Genomic DNA, 16,731 nt, shown 5'->3' on the forward strand with positions numbered 1-16,731 from the left:
CGACGTCAAGTCCGCCCACTCCGGCCGGCAGTTCCCGGACGAGGATGCTCGCCGTGTCACGAGAAGCGCTGATCACCGTGGCCGTGGTTGCTGCCGTGCTGCTGTGGATGGGGCCGAGTCTGTACCGGCAGGATCTGGTGTTCCTCGCTGCGACGTATTCGCTGATCGCCCTCGGCATGTACGTGCCATTCGTGCTCGCGGGATCACTGTCGATGGCGTACAGCGCGTATGCGGCGATCGGCGCGTATGCCGTTGCGCTGATCTCGGTTCGGACCGGGTTGTCGATGTGGTGGGGATGGATTCTCGGCGCCCTCGCCGCTGCAGCGGTTGCAGTACTCCTCAGCTTGGCAACACAGAAACTCTCCGGCTTCTACCTTGCCGCGGTGACCTTGTTGTTCGGTATCGCTTTCGAGCACTGGTTGATCGACGGGCCGAGTTTCACCGGCGGGTCGGCCGGGATCTCGGGCGTCGAGACTGTGACGATGTTCGGCTGGGAGCCACCGCGCTACGCATTGGTCGTGTTCGCGATCTTGTTCGTGTGTCTGATCGCGGTCACTGTCGATCGACTTCGGAAATCGGTGTGGGGGCTGATGTTGCAAGCTGCCCGCGACAATCGTAATGTCGCACGGTCTTCCGGCGTCAATCCTGCGCACCTGACCGTTGTGGCGCTGGCGATCGGTGCCGCGATCGCGTCGACCGGCGGATCGCTGTTCACCGTGTCGGTGCAAGCTGTCACTCCTGAAACCTTCACTCTCAGTATTGTTTTCCTTGCGATCTTCATGCCGATCATCGGCGGTCGCAGTTCGGCGTGGGGTGCTCCGCTCGGTGCATTGATCGTGGTGATCGTGACGCTGAACATGCCCGGGTACCAGGGAAGTGGCGAACTCCTGCTTGCCGGAGCCGTCCTGGTGATCCTCATCGTCGCGCCTGGTGGGGTGATCGGGTGGAGTCAGAACGTTCTGGGTCGAATGAACCGTCTGTACAAGGAGCGTGGCAATCGATGACTCGGCTACTCGAAGTGAGCGGGCTCCACAAGTCCTACGGCGGCGTCCGCGCTGTCGACGATGTCTCGTTCAGCGTCGGACCGGGAGAGGTGATCGGCCTTGTCGGCCCGAACGGGGCAGGCAAGACCACACTGGTGGACTGCATCTTCGGCACACAGCAAGCAGACTCCGGAACCGTCGCGCTCGCCGGTGCTCCCTTGACCGGGCCGTCGGAGCGCCGTGCACGGCAAGGGCTCTCGCGCACGTTTCAACATCCGCAGCTCGCGGCGGAACTCGACGCCGTCGACAACATCATCCCGGGACTGTACGGGCACAAGATCACCTCACCGCTGCACTCGCTGTGGTGGGCGATCAAAGGACCTTTCGAGAACTGGGACCGGACAGCGCAGCGGGCCCGGGAGATCGCTGCGCGATACTCGGTCACCGACGTCGAGAGTGCTTGCGGGGATCTCAGTTTGGGCGCGCAGCGTCTGGTCGAGGTGGCGCGGGCGATGGCGACCGAACCCGATGTTCTCCTGTTGGACGAACCGTTTGCCGGCGCGGATCACGACGGCATCGCTGCCATCTCCGGTGCCGTGCGATCGATTGCCGCGCAGGGCAAAGGAGTAGTCCTGGTCGATCACAACGTCGATCTCATCGCGGCGCTCGCCACCAAGATCGTGCTGCTCAATTTCGGATCAGTGGCGTTCTACGGACCACCGCAGGAGTGCTTGGCCAGCGACGCGATGCGAGAAGTCTATTTCGGTTCCGAATACGAGGAAGGCGCCTGACATGCTCGAACTCGACAGAGTCACAGTTCGATACGGATCTGCTGTCGCCGTCAGGGACGTCTCCCTTGTCGCCCCCGCCGGAGAAGTGACGGCGATCGTCGGACCGAACGGTGCAGGCAAGACCAGCTTGGCGGGATCCATCTACGGCTCGGTTCCCGCCACCGGGACAATCAAATTCGATGGTCGAGAGATCCAGAAATTATCGGCACTGGATCGTGTCCGCAGCGGATTTGCCTACGTTCCGCAAGGCAGACAACTGTTCATGCGAATGTCCGTTCGCGAGAACCTACGCGTCGGCGCAGACCTGCTGGGATTGAAAGCCGAAGCCGTGGAAACAGCTTTCGAGAGGTTCCCGATCCTGCGTGAACGCTCGGAGAGTTATGCCGGGGTCCTCAGCGGTGGTGAGCAGCAGATGTTGGTTCTGGGGCGGGCCCTTCTGGAAACCCCGAAAGTGCTGCTCCTCGACGAGATGATGACAGGACTGGCGCCGAAAATCGTCGCGGAGCTGCGAGCGCTGGTCGGGGGTCTGGCCGCCGAGGGGGTGACCGTCATCGTGACGGAACCGGCACTTACTGCACTGAAATCGGTTGTCGACCGCGGATATGTCATGCAGCGCGGCGAACTCGTCCGCGAATGCGATTCCGCAGCGACACTGGACAACGCGTACAAACAATCGATGGGCGTCCTCAGCGCCGACGGGAGATGATCGACGATCATGCTTGAAACGAAGACACTCGACTTCACCGTCGGTGAATTCGCCACGAATCCGGACCGGTTCGCCGGCGTCAGCATCAGCGAAATGGTCAGGCATTGGTCTGAGACCATCCCGGACGAAACCGCCTTTGTCACTCCGGAATCGAGGGTGTCGTGGAAACAGTACGACGCGGCTGCCGATGCGATCGCGTCGGCGCTGGATCTAGCTGGTGAGGGGTACGGACATGTTGCCGTGTTGCTTCCCGACACCGCTGTATTCCATGCGGCTCTCTGCGCAGCATTTCGTACCGGCCGCGTCGCCGTCGGAATCGGTTCGCGCTCGGGCATTCGCGAGATCTCTCATCTGATCGCCCGCTCGGAAGCCTCCGTACTCGTCACCACTCGCACGCTGCGAGGCGTCGATACCGCCGAACTCGTCGCGAGTCTGCGGGCAGAGCATCCCGGACTGGACGTCGTCTTCGCCGACGAACGCGCCGACGTGAGTTTCGAACGCGTGAGCGCACACGGCGAACTCACCTCGTTGCCGGTCGAGCTAAAGCAGTTCCCCGCAACCAGTCCGTGTTTTGTCACGTCAGCCGTTTCGATGCTGAACTCGACCTCCGGCACGACGGGCCTGCCCAAACTGGTCACACAAACCGAGGATCGTTGGGTTGGTTTCTCCGAGATTGCCGCCGAGGCGGCGGCGATCGGTCCGGATGAGGTGTTCCTCGGCGGGGTTCCGGCGCCTTTTGGATTCGGCCTCTGGACTTCGCATTTCCTGCCGGCGCTACTCGGTGCTCGTAATGTCGTCATGGAACGCTTCGACGTTTCGGTGATGATCGAGTTGATCGAGCGCGAACGGGTTACCGCTTTGAATTGTGTGAGTACACAATTCAAGATGCTGTTGCGTTCGGAGGCCGCGGAATCCGCCGATCTCTCGTCACTTCGTTTCATGTTCACCGGTGGTGAAGCCGTGCCGTATTCGGAGGCACTGGCCTTCGAACAACGCACCGGAGCTGCGGTTCTGCAGTTCTACGGCTCGAACGAAACCGGCGCGGTCTCGGTGACGACGGTTGCGGACGATTCCGATACCCGACTGAAGACGTGTGGCCACGTCATCGATCGTATGCAAGTTCGTGTATTCGACGACGCTGCAAAGGAAGTGACGGGCTCGGTCCGTCGTGGTCAGCCTGGGGTCAACGGACCGCTGATGTGTCAGGGCTATTGGGGCGACGTCCATGCAAACGACGAGTTGTACACCGACGACGGTTGGATGCTTCTCGGCGACATCGTCGAGATCGACGAGACCGGGCGGGTGCGGGTGGTGGGGCGCAAGGCCGACATCATCATTCGAGGCGGCAAGAACATCTCCGCGGTCGAAGTCGAGGAGTACGTGCGCGCGCATCCTTCGGTAGAACTGGTCGCCGTGGTCGGGGTCGACGATCCGCTGTTCGGTGAGAAGGTCTGTGCGGTCGTCGTATCCGCCGATGACGATCTGAGTTCGGAGGACCTGACCGCCTGGCTGCAGAGCCGAGGAGTGACCCGCGAGTACATACCCGAGTACGTGATGACGGTCGCCGAATTGCCGATGGCGGCAGGCGGCAAAGTAGCCAAGGGCGAAGTCAAGGCACTCGCGCAGCGGCGGATCGCTGAACTCGGCTGATCGCGCCTGGCAGTACCGGCTTCGCGTTACGCTGATCCGGACATTGTGCCGAGAGTGAAGGAAACCCGATGACGAACCCTTCACCGCACCGATGGCGCAAGCGAGCACTGTTAACGCTCGGGATCCTGATCCTCCTTGTCGGCGCCGTGGTTCTGGCCTTTGTGCTCAGCCCGAGACCCGGCGCGCTCACCGTGCGCTGGGTCTTCGATCGTGACGCCGTGAAAGTCACCGAGGCGCTGGAGAAGCACGCTCCGGATGGTGTCGACTCGATCAAGGACCAGCAGTACCGCGCCGATGACGACGACGCATACCTGGATGTCTACTTTCCCGCGGCGACGACGACCGCATTGCCTACGGTGATCTGGACTCATGGCGGTGCCTGGATCTCGGGAAGCAAGTCCAACTACGCGCCGTACTACGAGTTGCTGGCCTCTCGTGGCTACACCGTTGTGTCCCTGGACTACTCACTCGGACCCGAGCACAACTATCCGACCGCGGTGCGGCAGCTCAACGACGCGCACGCGTACGTCGTCGCGAATGCGGAACGACTGCATGTTGATCCGACGAAGATTGTTCTCGCCGGTGATTCTGCGGGAGCGCAACTCACGAGTCAGCTCGCCGCTCTCATCACTGATCCCGCATATGCGGACCGAGTGGGCGTGAACCCGTCGCTGCGGCCGGATCAGTTGCGCGGAGTAGTCCTCAACTGTGGCATCTACGACGTCGGGAACATGGTCGGCGGGCCAGGCATCATCGGCTGGGGAGTTGATCGGTCCCTCTGGGCGTATACCGGGGTGCGCGACTTCATGAGTACCGAAGCGGCGGATCAGATGTCGACCTTGAACTACGTCACCGATCGATTTCCGCCTGTCTACGTCAGCGGCGGCAACGCGGATCCTTTGACAGATTCTCAGTCGAAACCGTTGGCTGACAAATTGACGGGGTTGGGAGTTGGGGTCGACACACTGTTCTATCCGGCCGATCACGTTCCGGCGCTCGGTCACGAGTATCAGTTCGATCTGGACAATGCCGACGGTCTCACTGCACTCGATCGCACGGTTCAGTTTCTCGACGCACATACCCGCTAGTTGTCGGATGATGCTGAGACGCTAAAGAAATGGTCATTTCAGACAAAGCGCCGCGGGTGTGTTGCCGGGGAATTCTCGACTAGTCCTTTTGGTCTAGCCTGGGTGAATCCGATCCGACCCCAGGAGTTGTTGTGCGCGCGTCTTCCCCCGACAGACGGCGAAGGCGCATTGTCGGAATCGCTGCGGTATTCGTCGTCATTCTGCTGTCCGGTGTGGCCGCGGCGCTCGTCAGTCCGTGGCCGGGAGTTCTCCTCGTACGGTGGATGTCGGCGGGTGGCTCCGAAGCGACTCACGCACAACTCGACAGGCACGCGCCATCAGGAATCGTCTCGGTCCTCGAACAGTCGTATCGCGACGGCGACGCCGATGCGCAACTCGACGTGTACTACCCGTCGGAGTCCACTTCTCCGCTGCCGACGGTGATCTGGGTACACGGCGGTGGCTGGATTTCAGGTTCGCGAACCGATGCGTCCGGTTACTACAAACTGCTGGCAGATCAAGGGTTCACCGTAGTTTCGGTGGACTACTCACTGGGGCCGAATGCGTATTACCCCACCGCCGTGAATCAGCTGAACGACGCGTATCGATATCTCTCGAGCAATGCGGACAGGCTGCATGTCGATTCGAACAATCTCTTCCTTGCGGGAGATTCGGCAGGCGCGCAATTGTCCAGTCAGTTGGCTACCGTCATGACCAGCCCTGCCTACGCGTCTCAGATGGGGATTGAACCGGCACTACGCCCCGAACAGATACGTGGAGTCGTCCTCGACTGCGGGGTATTCGATCTGAAACCGCTGCTGTCACAGGGGAAGTACCTCGGTTGGGGCGTCGACAAGCAATCGTTGTGGGGATACCTCGGAACGAGGGACTTCGACGGGTCGACTGCAGTGGGTCAGATGTCGACACTCGGGCATGTGACCTCGACCTTTCCCGCGACGTTCATCACCGGCGGAAACATCGACCCGCTGACCGCCAGTCAGTCGAAACCCATGGCGCAACGGCTCGCCGATCTCGGCGTCGAAGTCGACGCACTGTTCTACCCCGACGATCACGAGCCTGCGCTGGACCACGAATATCAGTTCGACCTCGATACCGTGGACGGGATGATCGCGTTCGATCGCACAGTCGCGTTCCTTCGCAACCACGTGCGGTAGCGCGCTCAGCGAATCACGTAAGGCGAAATCGAACTCCGGTGCTCGCTGATGTCGAGGTCCTTGCCCAACGGAGGGAAGGCACGCTGCGGACAGTTGAGGCGTTCGCAGACGCGGCAGCCCGAGCCGATCGGCGTTCCCGGATTCGACTCGTCCAGATCCAGACCGTCGCTGTAGACGAGCCGGTGCGCGTGTCGAATCTCGCATCCCAATCCAATGGCGAAGATCTTTGCGGGCTGTCCGTATCGAGCCGCTCGACGTTCGACCGTGCGCGCAACCCAGAGGTATCGGCGGCCGTCGGGCATCTGTGCGATCTGGGGCATGATCTTGCCCGGATAGGAGAACGTCTCGTAGACGTTCCACAGCGGACACGTACCGCCGCTGGTGGAGAAGTGGAAGCCGGTGGCGGACTGACGCTTCGACATGTTACCGGCACGGTCGACACGTACGAACATGAACGGAACCCCGCGAAGTTTGGGGCGTTGCAGGGTCGAGAGGCGGTGGCAGATCGTCTCGTAGCTCGCGGAATAGAAGGCGGACATGCGCTCGATGTCGTACCGGAAGTCCTCGGCGACGTCGTGGAACTGGCTGTAGGGGAGCACGGTGGCCGCCGCGAAGTAGTTGGCCAATCCAAGTCGCGCCAGGGAGACCGACGCTTCGCTGGTGAAGTTGCCCTCGGCCACCAACGAGTCGAGCAGGTCGCCGTGCTCGAGATAGGCGAGTTCCGTCGCAAACTTGAAGACCTGTTGCCCGCCGGAGAGCCTCGCGGAGATTTCCAGGACTCTGGTGTCCGGGTCGTATCGATGAAGTATGTTCTCGCCCAGGTCGACTCGTCGAACGATCTGCACGCCGTGGACGGTCTCGAGGCGTCTGGCGATCTCGCCGGCGACGTCGCCGCGGTGAAAGCGCATCCGGGCAGTGAGTTCTTCGGCCGCGGTGTCGAGATCGTGAATGTAGTTCTGCCGCTGATAGAAGTAGTCGCGCACTTCCTCGTGCGGCATGGTGATCGAACCGCTGCCGCTGCCGTCCGAGAATCGGTCCTCCGTCGCTGCGGCGAGCTGTGCCGTCGTGTTGCGGAAGCGGCGATGCATGTTCACCATCGCCTTGGCGAGGCCGGGGTGGGTGGAGACCATCTCCGCGATTTCGTGGGCGTCGGCGTCGATGCCCATCTCCTGATCGAGAGCGACCTCGCGCATTTCCGCGATCAGGCGCGTGTCGTCCTGTGGGGAGAAGAAGGTGGTGTCGACACCGAACACTTCACTGATTCGCAGGAGGACCGGCACGGTGAGCGGGCGAACGTCGTGCTCGATCTGATTGAGATAGCTTGCCGAGATCTCCAGCGTCTTGGCCAGCGAAGCCTGGCTCAACCCGCGCTCGGTCCGCAGTTGGCGGAGCCGGACACCGACAAAGGTTTTCGACATTTCCCCAGGATACGAGTGACGGCCCGGCTTCGCAAAGGTGGGTTCGCAGACTTCGCACAGGGGCTCCGCCCCCGTGAGTGGTTAAGGAGTCCTGGCACTCCTTAACCACGCACGGGCCGGAGGCCTAGACCTTGTTCTCCGAACGCGGGGCGCCGATTCCGGGATCGATCTGGAACGGTCCGCTCGAAGACGGAGCGAGGGGGAAGTCGAAGATCGCAGTCGGGAGATACACCGTCGAACACGAGTTCGGGATATCCACGACGCCCGACAGACGGCCCTCGATCGGCGCCGCACCCAGCAGCAGGTACGCCTGTTCGGGCGCGTACCCGAACTTGGTCAGGTACTCGATCGCATGCAGGCACGCACGCTGGTACGACAGATGTGAATCCAGGTACTTCTGCTCGCCGTCGAGCGTGACGGAAGTGCCCGAGAACGCAAGCCACTCGGAATACTGCGGATCCGTGTTGCCCGGCATGAAGATGGCGTTCTCGGAAACGCCGTAGGTATCCATTCCGCCTTTGATGATGTCCACACGAAGATCGATGAAGCCGCCCATTTCGATGGCGCCGCAGAATGTGATCTCACCGTCGCCCTGGGAGAAGTGGAGATCGCCCACCGACAGATTCGCGCCGTCCACGAATACCGGATAGAAGATTCGGCTGCCCTTGGTGAGGTTCTTGATGTCCTGGTTTCCGCCGTTCTCGCGCGGGGGAGCGGTGCGCGCTGCCTCGCCGGCGACGCGTGTGTACTCGTCGCCGGTCAAGGTACCCAGTACTGCATCACGGGGCTCGGGCGGAAGTGCAAGCGGGGGAACCCGATTGGGATCGGTGGCAATGAGGGCTCCCTCGCGGGCATTCCACTTGGCGAGCAACGCTGCCGACGGGGCCGTGCCCATGAGTCCGGGGTGGACGATGCCCGTGAACGAGACGTGCGGAATGTGGCGCGACGTCGCCGTTTGCCCGGAGAAATCCCAGACGGCCTTGTATGCGTCGGGGAACTGTTCGGTGAGGAAGCCGCCGCCGTTGTTCCGTGGGAAGATGCCGGTGTAACCCCAGCCTTGACCGGCCAGCGGACCCGAATCCTCTTGGGGGATAGGCCCGATGTCCAAGATGTCGACGATCAAGAGGTCGCCGGGCTTTGCGCCTTCGACGGCAAAGGGGCCGGACAGCGTGTGGACAGTCGTCAGCGGTGCATTGAGAATGTCGTCGGCCGAGTCGTCGTTGTGGATTGCGCCGTCGAACCATTCGCGGCAATGGACACGAAACGAGTCACCGGGTTTCACCGTCACCGCCGCGGGGATGTCCGGGTGCCACCGATTGTGGCCGACGATTGCCTGGTCGGTGAATTTCTTGGCGGAATCGAGTGGAAACAGCAGTTCAGGCATATGCACTCCTCATTCTCGACGAAACGGAAAACTCGTGGCGGCAGGACTTTCGTGTCGGATCGGGGCTCGCGAAGATTTCGCTCAGGGGCGAGGTAGCTTGCGGTGCAACGGATTGGACGTCGTCGGGGCAGATCGCTGGCCGCGGCCCGGTAGTGACCCACTGACCACGGCAGGCTCGTGCGCTGATCGGGCAGTGCTGTCCAGTAGACCCATCGCGGCTGACGACGCGTGACTCAACCGGGGAGACGAGACCACCCGCTTGGACTCGAGACTGCACTGGGGGCAAGTAATCGACTGGGGCACTTCGGCCATCGCGAACGACCGCTCGAGCGGGCCGCAGCCGGTACAGCGAAACTCGTACAGAGGCATGCGGTCACGCTATCGGAGGATCCGTAAGTGCGACACTGGAACGGCGAGGGCGACACTGGAACGGCGAGGGCGACACTGGAACGACAAGCCCCGGGTAACCGATGCCGCAAGTGCGTATGTCAGCGCAAGTACACAACCGCGTTGTCACCGCCGGTGCAGGTGACGATGCCGGAGGCCGCCTTGCACGCCATCGTGTACTCCTTGCCGGTCACCGGACTACGTGCGGACACGGTCCTGGATGTACCCGCGGCACCGGAGTTTCCGTAGGCCATCCGAACTGCCTCGGCGAACTCGCACGAAGTTTTGCCACCACTGGTCGCGGACTCCTTGTAACTTCCGGCCGCCTGCCCACCGGGGCAGGCGGACGCACCTGCCGGGAAGTTCGCGGCGTGTGTGGTCGTCGGGGATGTCGTGCTGGGAGCGGTTGTCGTGGTGCCGGGTGTGTTCGTGGCGGCGGTGGTGTGGGCGGCGCCACCGGCGGCAGAGCTGGGAACGTCCTTCGGCCAGAGAACCCATGCAAGCCCGCCGAAGAGCACCAACACTGTGACGACACCGATGACAGCTAGCGGAATCACCCAGCCGGGTCGCCGTGGCGGAGGGTTCCCACGCGGTGGGCCTGGTGGGAACCCTTGCGGTGGGGGATAGGACTGTGGGGCGGCTCGATATCCCAACTGCGGCGGTTGCGGACCGGATTGCGACCATGCCTGGTTGTTCGACGGCTGCTGGTAATTGTTCGACACAGCTTTATCGCCCGGTCGGTGGTGTCGAGGGCGTCGAACGACAAGTCATGGTTCGACAGCATATGGCTGGCGAACGGGTTGTCTGTGGCTTTCCGAGGGGTAGTTCCCGGAATTGTCCGAGTGAGGGCTGTTGCCGCGGAGTGATTGCGGTCACTTGCAGGTAGTGCAGTTGGCTCCGAAGTAGCGGACGGGCCTGTTCCGAGTGCCGCGTGAACTGCCGGAATTCGCAAGCGGCGGAGTTGTGTGCATTTCGTTCACAGCCTGCGGTTTCTTTGCTACTCGCGAGTACGGAACCTGTCCGATTGGGCAGTGTCGGCGGTGTAGGAATCTTCACAGACTTAGCAAAGTGTGTTGAAAAGGTAGCGAAGATTGGCATTAGCAACAGGTAGACGGCACTTTTTCGATGTGCCATTCTCGGTAAGTACACAAGAAGGGCCTGGCAAGTATGTGAAGTAGTACGCACGTACTGCTCACAACAGGCCGGACCAGCAGATCAAAGAGATGGAGTCTTGATGTCGACCACCGGCACCCCGAAGACCGCAGCTGAGCTCCAGCAGGATTGGGACACCAACCCTCGCTGGAAGGGCGTTACTCGTAACTACACGGCCGATCAGGTCGTCAAGCTCCAGGGCACCGTCGTCGAGGAGCAGACCCTCGCTCGTCGCGGATCCGAGATCCTGTGGGATCTCGTGAACAACGAGGACTACATCAACTCCCTCGGTGCACTTACCGGCAACATGGCTGTGCAGCAGGTTCGCGCCGGCCTGAAGGCCATCTACCTCTCCGGTTGGCAGGTTGCCGGCGACGCTAACCTCTCGGGCCACACGTACCCGGACCAGAGCCTCTACCCGGCCAACTCGGTTCCGACCGTCGTTCGTCGCATCAACAACGCACTGCTGCGCGCCGACGAGATCGCCAAGACCGAGGGTGACACCTCCGTCAGCAACTGGCTCGCTCCGATCGTTGCCGACGCCGAAGCCGGCTTCGGTGGCGCTCTCAACGCTTACGAGCTCCAGAAGGCCATGATCGGCGCCGGCGCTGCCGGTGTCCACTGGGAGGATCAGCTCGCTTCGGAGAAGAAGTGCGGCCACCTCGGCGGCAAGGTGCTCATCCCCACGCAGCAGCACATCCGCACCCTGACCTCGGCTCGCCTGGCTTCCGACGTTGCGGACGTTCCGTCCGTCATCATCGCCCGCACCGACGCTGAGGCTGCAACCCTCATCACCTCCGACGTGGACGAGCGTGACCGCCCGTTCCTCGACGGAACCCGCACGGCTGAAGGCTTCTACGGCGTCAAGAACGGCATCGAGCCCTGCATCGCTCGCGCCAAGGCTTACGCACCGTACGCAGACCTCATCTGGATGGAGACCGGCGTGCCGGATCTCGAGGTTGCAAAGAAGTTCGCGGAGTCCGTTCGCAGCGAATTCCCGGACCAGCTCCTGGCCTACAACTGCTCCCCTTCCTTCAACTGGAAGGCGCACCTGGACGACGCGACCATCGCGAAGTTCCAGAAGGAGCTCGGCGCAATGGGCTTCAAGTTCCAGTTCATCACGCTGGCCGGCTTCCACTCGCTCAACTACGGCATGTTCGACCTGGCCTACGGCTACGCCCGCGAAGGCATGACGGCATTCGTCGACCTGCAGGAGCGCGAGTTCAAGGCTGCCGAAGAGCGTGGCTTCACCGCCATCAAGCACCAGCGTGAGGTTGGCGCCGGCTACTTCGACACCATCGCCACCACCGTTGACCCCAACACCTCGACGGCAGCTCTCAAGGGCTCCACCGAAGAGGGACAGTTCCACTAAGAACTGACTTCGGGTGGGGGAGAGGCTCGGCTTCGGGTCTCTCCCCTGCTTGTATCACCGCACTACTTCTCTCGTCTTCAGGGCAGTTCCGATTGCGTCGGCCACCAGCGTCGACGCAGTTCGAAGTGCTTCTCTTGCAACACCTTCACCAGACAAACTCCACGAGACAAACAAGGAGCTGACGTGACCAGCGAAAAAATTCAGCGCGTCGGCGTTATCGGCGCCGGAATCATGGGTGCCGGAATCGCCGAGGTGTGCGCCCGCGCACATGTCGATGTTCTGGTCTTCGAGCAGACTCGCGAGCTTGCAGCAGCCGGGCGTTCACGCATCCTGCGTTCGCTCGACCGCGGCGTGAGCAGCGGAAAGATCACAGAACGTGAGCGTGAGCAGGCCGCATGGCGTCTGCGTTTCACCTCCGATCTGGGAGATTTCGCGGACCGCCAGCTCGTCGTGGAGGCCGTCGTCGAAGACGAGAAGATCAAGAGCGAAATCTTCGCCGAGCTCGACGCGGTCGTGACGGACCCGGATGCGGTTCTCGCGTCCAACACGTCGTCGATCCCGATCATGAAGCTCGGCATCTCGACCAAGCGTCCCGAGCGAGTCATCGGTATGCACTTCTTCAACCCGGTTCCGGTTCTGCCGCTCGTCGAATTGGTGACGACGCTCAAGACCAGTGCCTCCGTCTCGCAGCGCGCCGAGGCTTTTGCCAGCGACATCCTCGGCAAGCAGGTCGTCCGCAGTGCCGACCGCTCCGGCTTCGTCGTCAATGCACTCCTGGTGCCGTACCTGCTCTCGGCGATCCGCATGGTCGAGTCGGGATTCGCGACCAAGGAAGACATTGACAAGGCAACCGTTCTCGGCCTCGCGCACCCCATGGGCCCGCTGGCTCTGACCGACCTGGTCGGACTCGACACCGTCAAGTCCATCGCCGACTCAATGTACGAAGAGTTCAAGGAGCCGCTGTACTCCGCTCCGCCGCTGCTCCTGCGTATGGTCGAAGCCGGATTGACCGGCAAGAAGTCCGGCGCGGGCTTCTACGAATACGCCGACAACGGTCGCTCCACCAAGCAGGCAAGCTAAGGCCGACAGCCCCCTGTGCGCGTTTGTGGAGTGTAGAGACTCCATAAGCGCGCACAGGGCGCTCGCGCCCCTCGGTTAGAAAGGTCGACCGCATGTCCAGCAGCACTGCAGCATTCGGCTCCAGCGTCCTGGGGTATCCGCGCATCGGGCCGCGCCGTGAGCTCAAGCGCGCCCTCGAGTCCTACTGGCACGGCACTTCGGACAAGGACGCACTCCTCGCGGTCGCCAAGGAACTCCAGGAATCGACCTGGAGTGAATTGGCTGCGACGGGATTGAGCCAGGTTCCGGGCAACACTTTCTCCTTCTACGATCACGTGCTCGACAACGCGCTGCTCTTCGGCGCAGTGCCGGAGCGGTTCAAGCCGCTCGAGGGCGCCCTCGATCCGCTCGATTTCTACTTCACGATGGCACGCGGTCGTCCGGACTTCCCGCCTCTCGAGCTGGTGCGCTTCTTCGGCACGAACTACTACTACCGTCAGCCCGAGATCGACGCGAACACCGTGTTCTCGCTCAACTCGGAGGCACTTCTCGACGAGTTCGATCGTGCGAAGGCGCGCGGCATCGAATTGCGCCCCGTCATCATGGGACCGGTTTCGCTGCTCCTGCTCTCGAAGGTCGGGCCGGCCACCGAGAAGTCCGATCCGAACTTCACCCCACTCGACCTGTTGGACTCGCTTCTGCCCGAGTACGAGAAGCTCTTCGAGCAGCTCGCCAAGGCCGGTGCCACCTGTGTTCAGTTGGACGAGCCTTCGGTGACCGAGGACCGCACCGCCGAGGAGCTCGCCGCTCTGGGGCGTGCATACGACAAGCTGTCGACGGCTCCGCTGCGCCCGCGTCTGTTGGTGACCGGTCCGTACGGCAAGTTCGGCGAAGCCCTCAATATCTTGGCGCCCACCAAGATCGAGGCCTTCGGTCTGGACTTGGTGCACGGCAAGATCACGGCCGAGGAACTGGCCGCGGTGCCGAACATCAAGCGCAAGCGCATCTACGCGGGCGTCGTCGACGGTCGCAACGTCTGGCGGGTGGACCGGTTCAACACCCTGACGTACCTGAACGAACTCAAGGACGTTGTGCCCGACCTCGTCGTCTCCACGTCGTCGTCGCTGCTACACGTGCCGTACGACGTGCTCTCCGAGTACGACATTCCGGGAGACGTTGCAGACCGTCTGGCTTTTGCGAAGCAGAAGGTCGGCGAGGTCGTCTCACTGGCGAAGGCGCTCACCGAAGGTCCTTCGGACAAGTGGCGTAAGCGTCCGACGAAGGTGCACTTCAAGCTCAAGCACGCTGTCCGTGCTCGGGTCAACGCGATCAAGCCCGAAGATCGTGTGCGCGCACCGTACGAGGAGCGGCGTAAAGCTCAGCAGGAACGGTTGAACCTGCCTTTGGTTCCGGCCCAGACACTGGGTTCGTTCCCGCAGACCGACGCGATTCGCCAGGCTCGTTACGAACTCGGCCAGGGCCGTTTGGAGTGGGACGACTACTACAAGCGCATCCAGGAAGAGATCGAGCGCACAATCCGTCTGCAAGAGGACATCGGTCTCGATGTTTTCGTGCACGGCGAGCACGAGCGCAACGACATGGTCCAGTACTTCGCCGAACTGCTCGAGGGCTATGCCTTCACACACAACGGTTGGGTTCAGGCCTACGGATCTCGTTGCACGCGTCCGCCGATTCTCTACGGCGACATTGCACGTCCGAAGCCGATGACGGTCGAGTGGATCGCGTACGCGCAGTCGCTGACCGACAAGCCGGTCAAGGGCATGCTGACGGGTCCGGTCACCATGATCGCTCGTTCGTTCGTTCGTCAGGATCAGCCGCTCTACGAAACGGCAGAGCAACTGGCACTTGTCATTCGAGACGAAATCGCGGATCTCGAAGCCGCCGGAATCGCCATCATCCAGGTGGACGAGCCGGCAATTCGTGAACTGCTGCCACTGCGTGAGGACGGCCGGGAGGCCTACCTGGAGTGGGCCGTCGATGCGTTCCGTCTGGCAACAGGTGGAGCGAAGCCGGAAACACAGATCCACACACATCTGACGTACTCCGCTCGGTCGTCGGTGGTCGACGCCATCGAACGGTTGGACGCCGATGTGACGGCTATCGTCGCGACCCGCTCCATCACGTGGGTTCTCGAAGCGCTCAAGGAAGGCGCGCTCACACACGGCGTCGGCCCCGGTGTCTACGAATCTCGTTCGGCTCGGATCCCCGACATCGACGAACTCGACGAATTGCTCACGGAGGCAAGCGAATCGATCTCACTCGATCGTTTGTGGGCCAACCCGGACGGTGGCCTCAAAACCCGCCATCCCTGGCAGCTCGAGCCTTCGCTGCGCAACATGGTCGCGGCCGCGAGGCGCCTGCGTCGTCGGGCCGAGCAAGCGGAGCGCGACGCCGGGTAAGTCGCGTAAAGAACAAGTCATGGAGGGGCCTGCGATTTGCAGGTCCCTCCATGCACGGGTAGGCATGTGTGCATGGTTACTGCTGCTGCTTATGCCGCGACGTCCGCTGACGGTCCCCTCGAGAAGACCACCGTCGAACGCCGCGAGCTCGGTCCACTGGACATTCTCATCGACATCAAATTTGCCGGCATCTGCCATTCCGACATCCACACCGCTCGCAACGAGTGGGGCGGAGCCAAGTACCCGATCGTTCCCGGACACGAAATCGCCGGCGTCGTCGCCGCCGTGGGTTCGGACGTCACCAAGCACAAGGTCGGCGACCGCGTCGGCGTCGGCTGCTTCGTCGACTCGTGTGGGGAGTGCGACGCCTGCCTGGCCGGCGAAGAGCAGTACTGCCGCAAGGGTGTGACCGGTACGTACAACGCCACCGGACGCGACGGCGAACGCACTCAGGGTGGCTACTCGACGCACATCGTCGTCACCGAGCACTTCGTTCTCTCGATCCCCGAGGGCATCGAACTCGACGTCGCCGCGCCGCTGCTGTGCGCAGGCATCACCTTGTACTCACCGTTGCGGCACTGGAACGCCGGACCCGGCAAGAAGGTCGCCATCATCGGTTTCGGCGGCCTCGGTCACGTCGGCGTGAAGATCGCCAAGGCACTCGGCGCGGAAGTCACGGTCCTGAGCCAGACACTCGGCAAGAAGGAAGACGGGCTTCGTCTCGGTGCCGACCACTACTACGCGACCAACGACCGCGAGACGTTCAAGGCACTTCGAGGCGAGTTCGACCTGATCCTCAACACGGTCTCGGTCAATCTCGACATCGACGCCTACATGTCCTTGCTCGCCATCAACGGCACGCTCGTCGAACTGGGCCTGCCGGAGAAGCCGATCGAAGTTCGCGCATTCTCCCTCGCCGCAAACCGTCGTAGCCTCGCCGGCTCCATGGTGGGCGGTATTCCGCAGACACAGGAGATGCTCGACTTCTGTGCCGAGCACGGTATCGGTGCAGAAATCGAACTGATCCCGGCGAGCGACATCAACGACGCTTACGAGCGCGTGATCAAGAGCGACGTTCGCTACCGATTCGTGATCGACACCGCAACAATCTGACCCGCTCGGTCCTGCTCAGTCGAATTGTTCGCGGAGCTCAGTCGAATTGTTCGC

Annotated in this window: 14 protein-coding genes; 10 read left to right on the forward strand and 4 right to left on the reverse strand. The window is 62.2% G+C overall.

Going from position 1 to position 16,731, the window contains the following annotated elements; genetic code table 11:
- Positions 1-44: 44 nt before the first annotated feature.
- The 6 genes from V3587_RS13980 (at position 45) to V3587_RS14005 (ending at position 6,372) form a co-directional block, all read left to right on the forward strand.
- Entirely contained in the window at positions 45-1,004 is a 960-nt protein-coding gene (locus V3587_RS13980) for a branched-chain amino acid ABC transporter permease (protein ID WP_228232622.1), read from the forward strand.
- On the forward strand, positions 1,001-1,774 hold the full coding sequence (locus V3587_RS13985) for an ABC transporter ATP-binding protein (protein WP_029254813.1): 774 nt from the start codon (positions 1,001-1,003) through the stop codon (positions 1,772-1,774). Before V3587_RS13980 ends, V3587_RS13985 begins: the two co-directional genes overlap by 4 nt.
- Position 1,775: 1 nt before the next feature.
- Positions 1,776-2,480, forward strand: a complete 705-nt coding sequence (locus tag V3587_RS13990; RefSeq protein ID WP_235171619.1) for an ABC transporter ATP-binding protein — start codon at positions 1,776-1,778, stop codon at positions 2,478-2,480.
- 9 nt (positions 2,481-2,489) lie between these two features.
- Positions 2,490-4,130, forward strand: a complete 1,641-nt coding sequence (locus V3587_RS13995; RefSeq protein ID WP_283376770.1) for a class I adenylate-forming enzyme family protein — start codon at positions 2,490-2,492, stop codon at positions 4,128-4,130.
- A gap of 68 nt (positions 4,131-4,198) precedes the next feature.
- A complete protein-coding gene (locus V3587_RS14000; RefSeq protein WP_283376769.1) occupies positions 4,199-5,218 on the forward strand; it encodes an alpha/beta hydrolase in 1,020 nt (339 codons plus the stop codon).
- Positions 5,219-5,349: 131 nt separating this feature from the next.
- Complete coding sequence (locus V3587_RS14005; RefSeq protein ID WP_283376768.1) at positions 5,350-6,372, forward strand: alpha/beta hydrolase; 1,023 nt, start codon at positions 5,350-5,352, stop codon at positions 6,370-6,372.
- Between the two features lie 5 nt (positions 6,373-6,377).
- On the opposite strand, the gene ramB is transcribed toward V3587_RS14005, so the two are convergent.
- From ramB to V3587_RS14025, 4 genes are all read right to left on the reverse strand, one after another.
- A complete protein-coding gene (ramB, locus tag V3587_RS14010; RefSeq protein WP_019744436.1) occupies positions 6,378-7,790 on the reverse strand; it encodes an acetate metabolism transcriptional regulator RamB in 1,413 nt (470 codons plus the stop codon).
- Between the two features lie 124 nt (positions 7,791-7,914).
- Positions 7,915-9,174: a formamidase gene (fmdA, locus tag V3587_RS14015; protein WP_050656695.1), complete on the reverse strand. Its 1,260-nt coding sequence runs from the start codon at positions 9,172-9,174 to the stop codon at positions 7,915-7,917.
- Positions 9,175-9,255: 81 nt separating this feature from the next.
- Positions 9,256-9,543, reverse strand: coding sequence for an FmdB family zinc ribbon protein (locus V3587_RS14020; RefSeq protein ID WP_124567903.1), 288 nt, complete (start codon positions 9,541-9,543; stop codon positions 9,256-9,258).
- Between the two features lie 119 nt (positions 9,544-9,662).
- Complete coding sequence (locus tag V3587_RS14025) at positions 9,663-10,118, reverse strand: hypothetical protein (protein WP_235171624.1); 456 nt, start codon at positions 10,116-10,118, stop codon at positions 9,663-9,665.
- Positions 10,119-10,795: 677 nt separating this feature from the next.
- Here V3587_RS14025 and aceA point away from each other — a divergent pair.
- The 4 genes from aceA (at position 10,796) to V3587_RS14045 (ending at position 16,677) form a co-directional block, all read left to right on the forward strand.
- A complete protein-coding gene (aceA, locus tag V3587_RS14030) occupies positions 10,796-12,085 on the forward strand; it encodes an isocitrate lyase (RefSeq protein WP_003941533.1) in 1,290 nt (429 codons plus the stop codon).
- A gap of 183 nt (positions 12,086-12,268) precedes the next feature.
- Complete coding sequence (locus V3587_RS14035; RefSeq protein ID WP_003941541.1) at positions 12,269-13,165, forward strand: 3-hydroxybutyryl-CoA dehydrogenase; 897 nt, start codon at positions 12,269-12,271, stop codon at positions 13,163-13,165.
- Positions 13,166-13,257: 92 nt separating this feature from the next.
- On the forward strand, positions 13,258-15,564 hold the full coding sequence (gene metE / locus V3587_RS14040; RefSeq protein WP_283376767.1) for a 5-methyltetrahydropteroyltriglutamate--homocysteine S-methyltransferase: 2,307 nt from the start codon (positions 13,258-13,260) through the stop codon (positions 15,562-15,564).
- Between the two features lie 72 nt (positions 15,565-15,636).
- Positions 15,637-16,677, forward strand: coding sequence for an NAD(P)-dependent alcohol dehydrogenase (locus V3587_RS14045; protein WP_019744429.1), 1,041 nt, complete (start codon positions 15,637-15,639; stop codon positions 16,675-16,677).
- Positions 16,678-16,731: the final 54 nt, after the last annotated feature.

Source organism: Rhodococcus sp. IEGM 1306, from assembly GCF_036541985.1.
In the GTDB taxonomy this organism is placed as follows: Bacteria; Actinomycetota; Actinomycetes; order Mycobacteriales; family Mycobacteriaceae; genus Rhodococcus_F; species Rhodococcus_F qingshengii.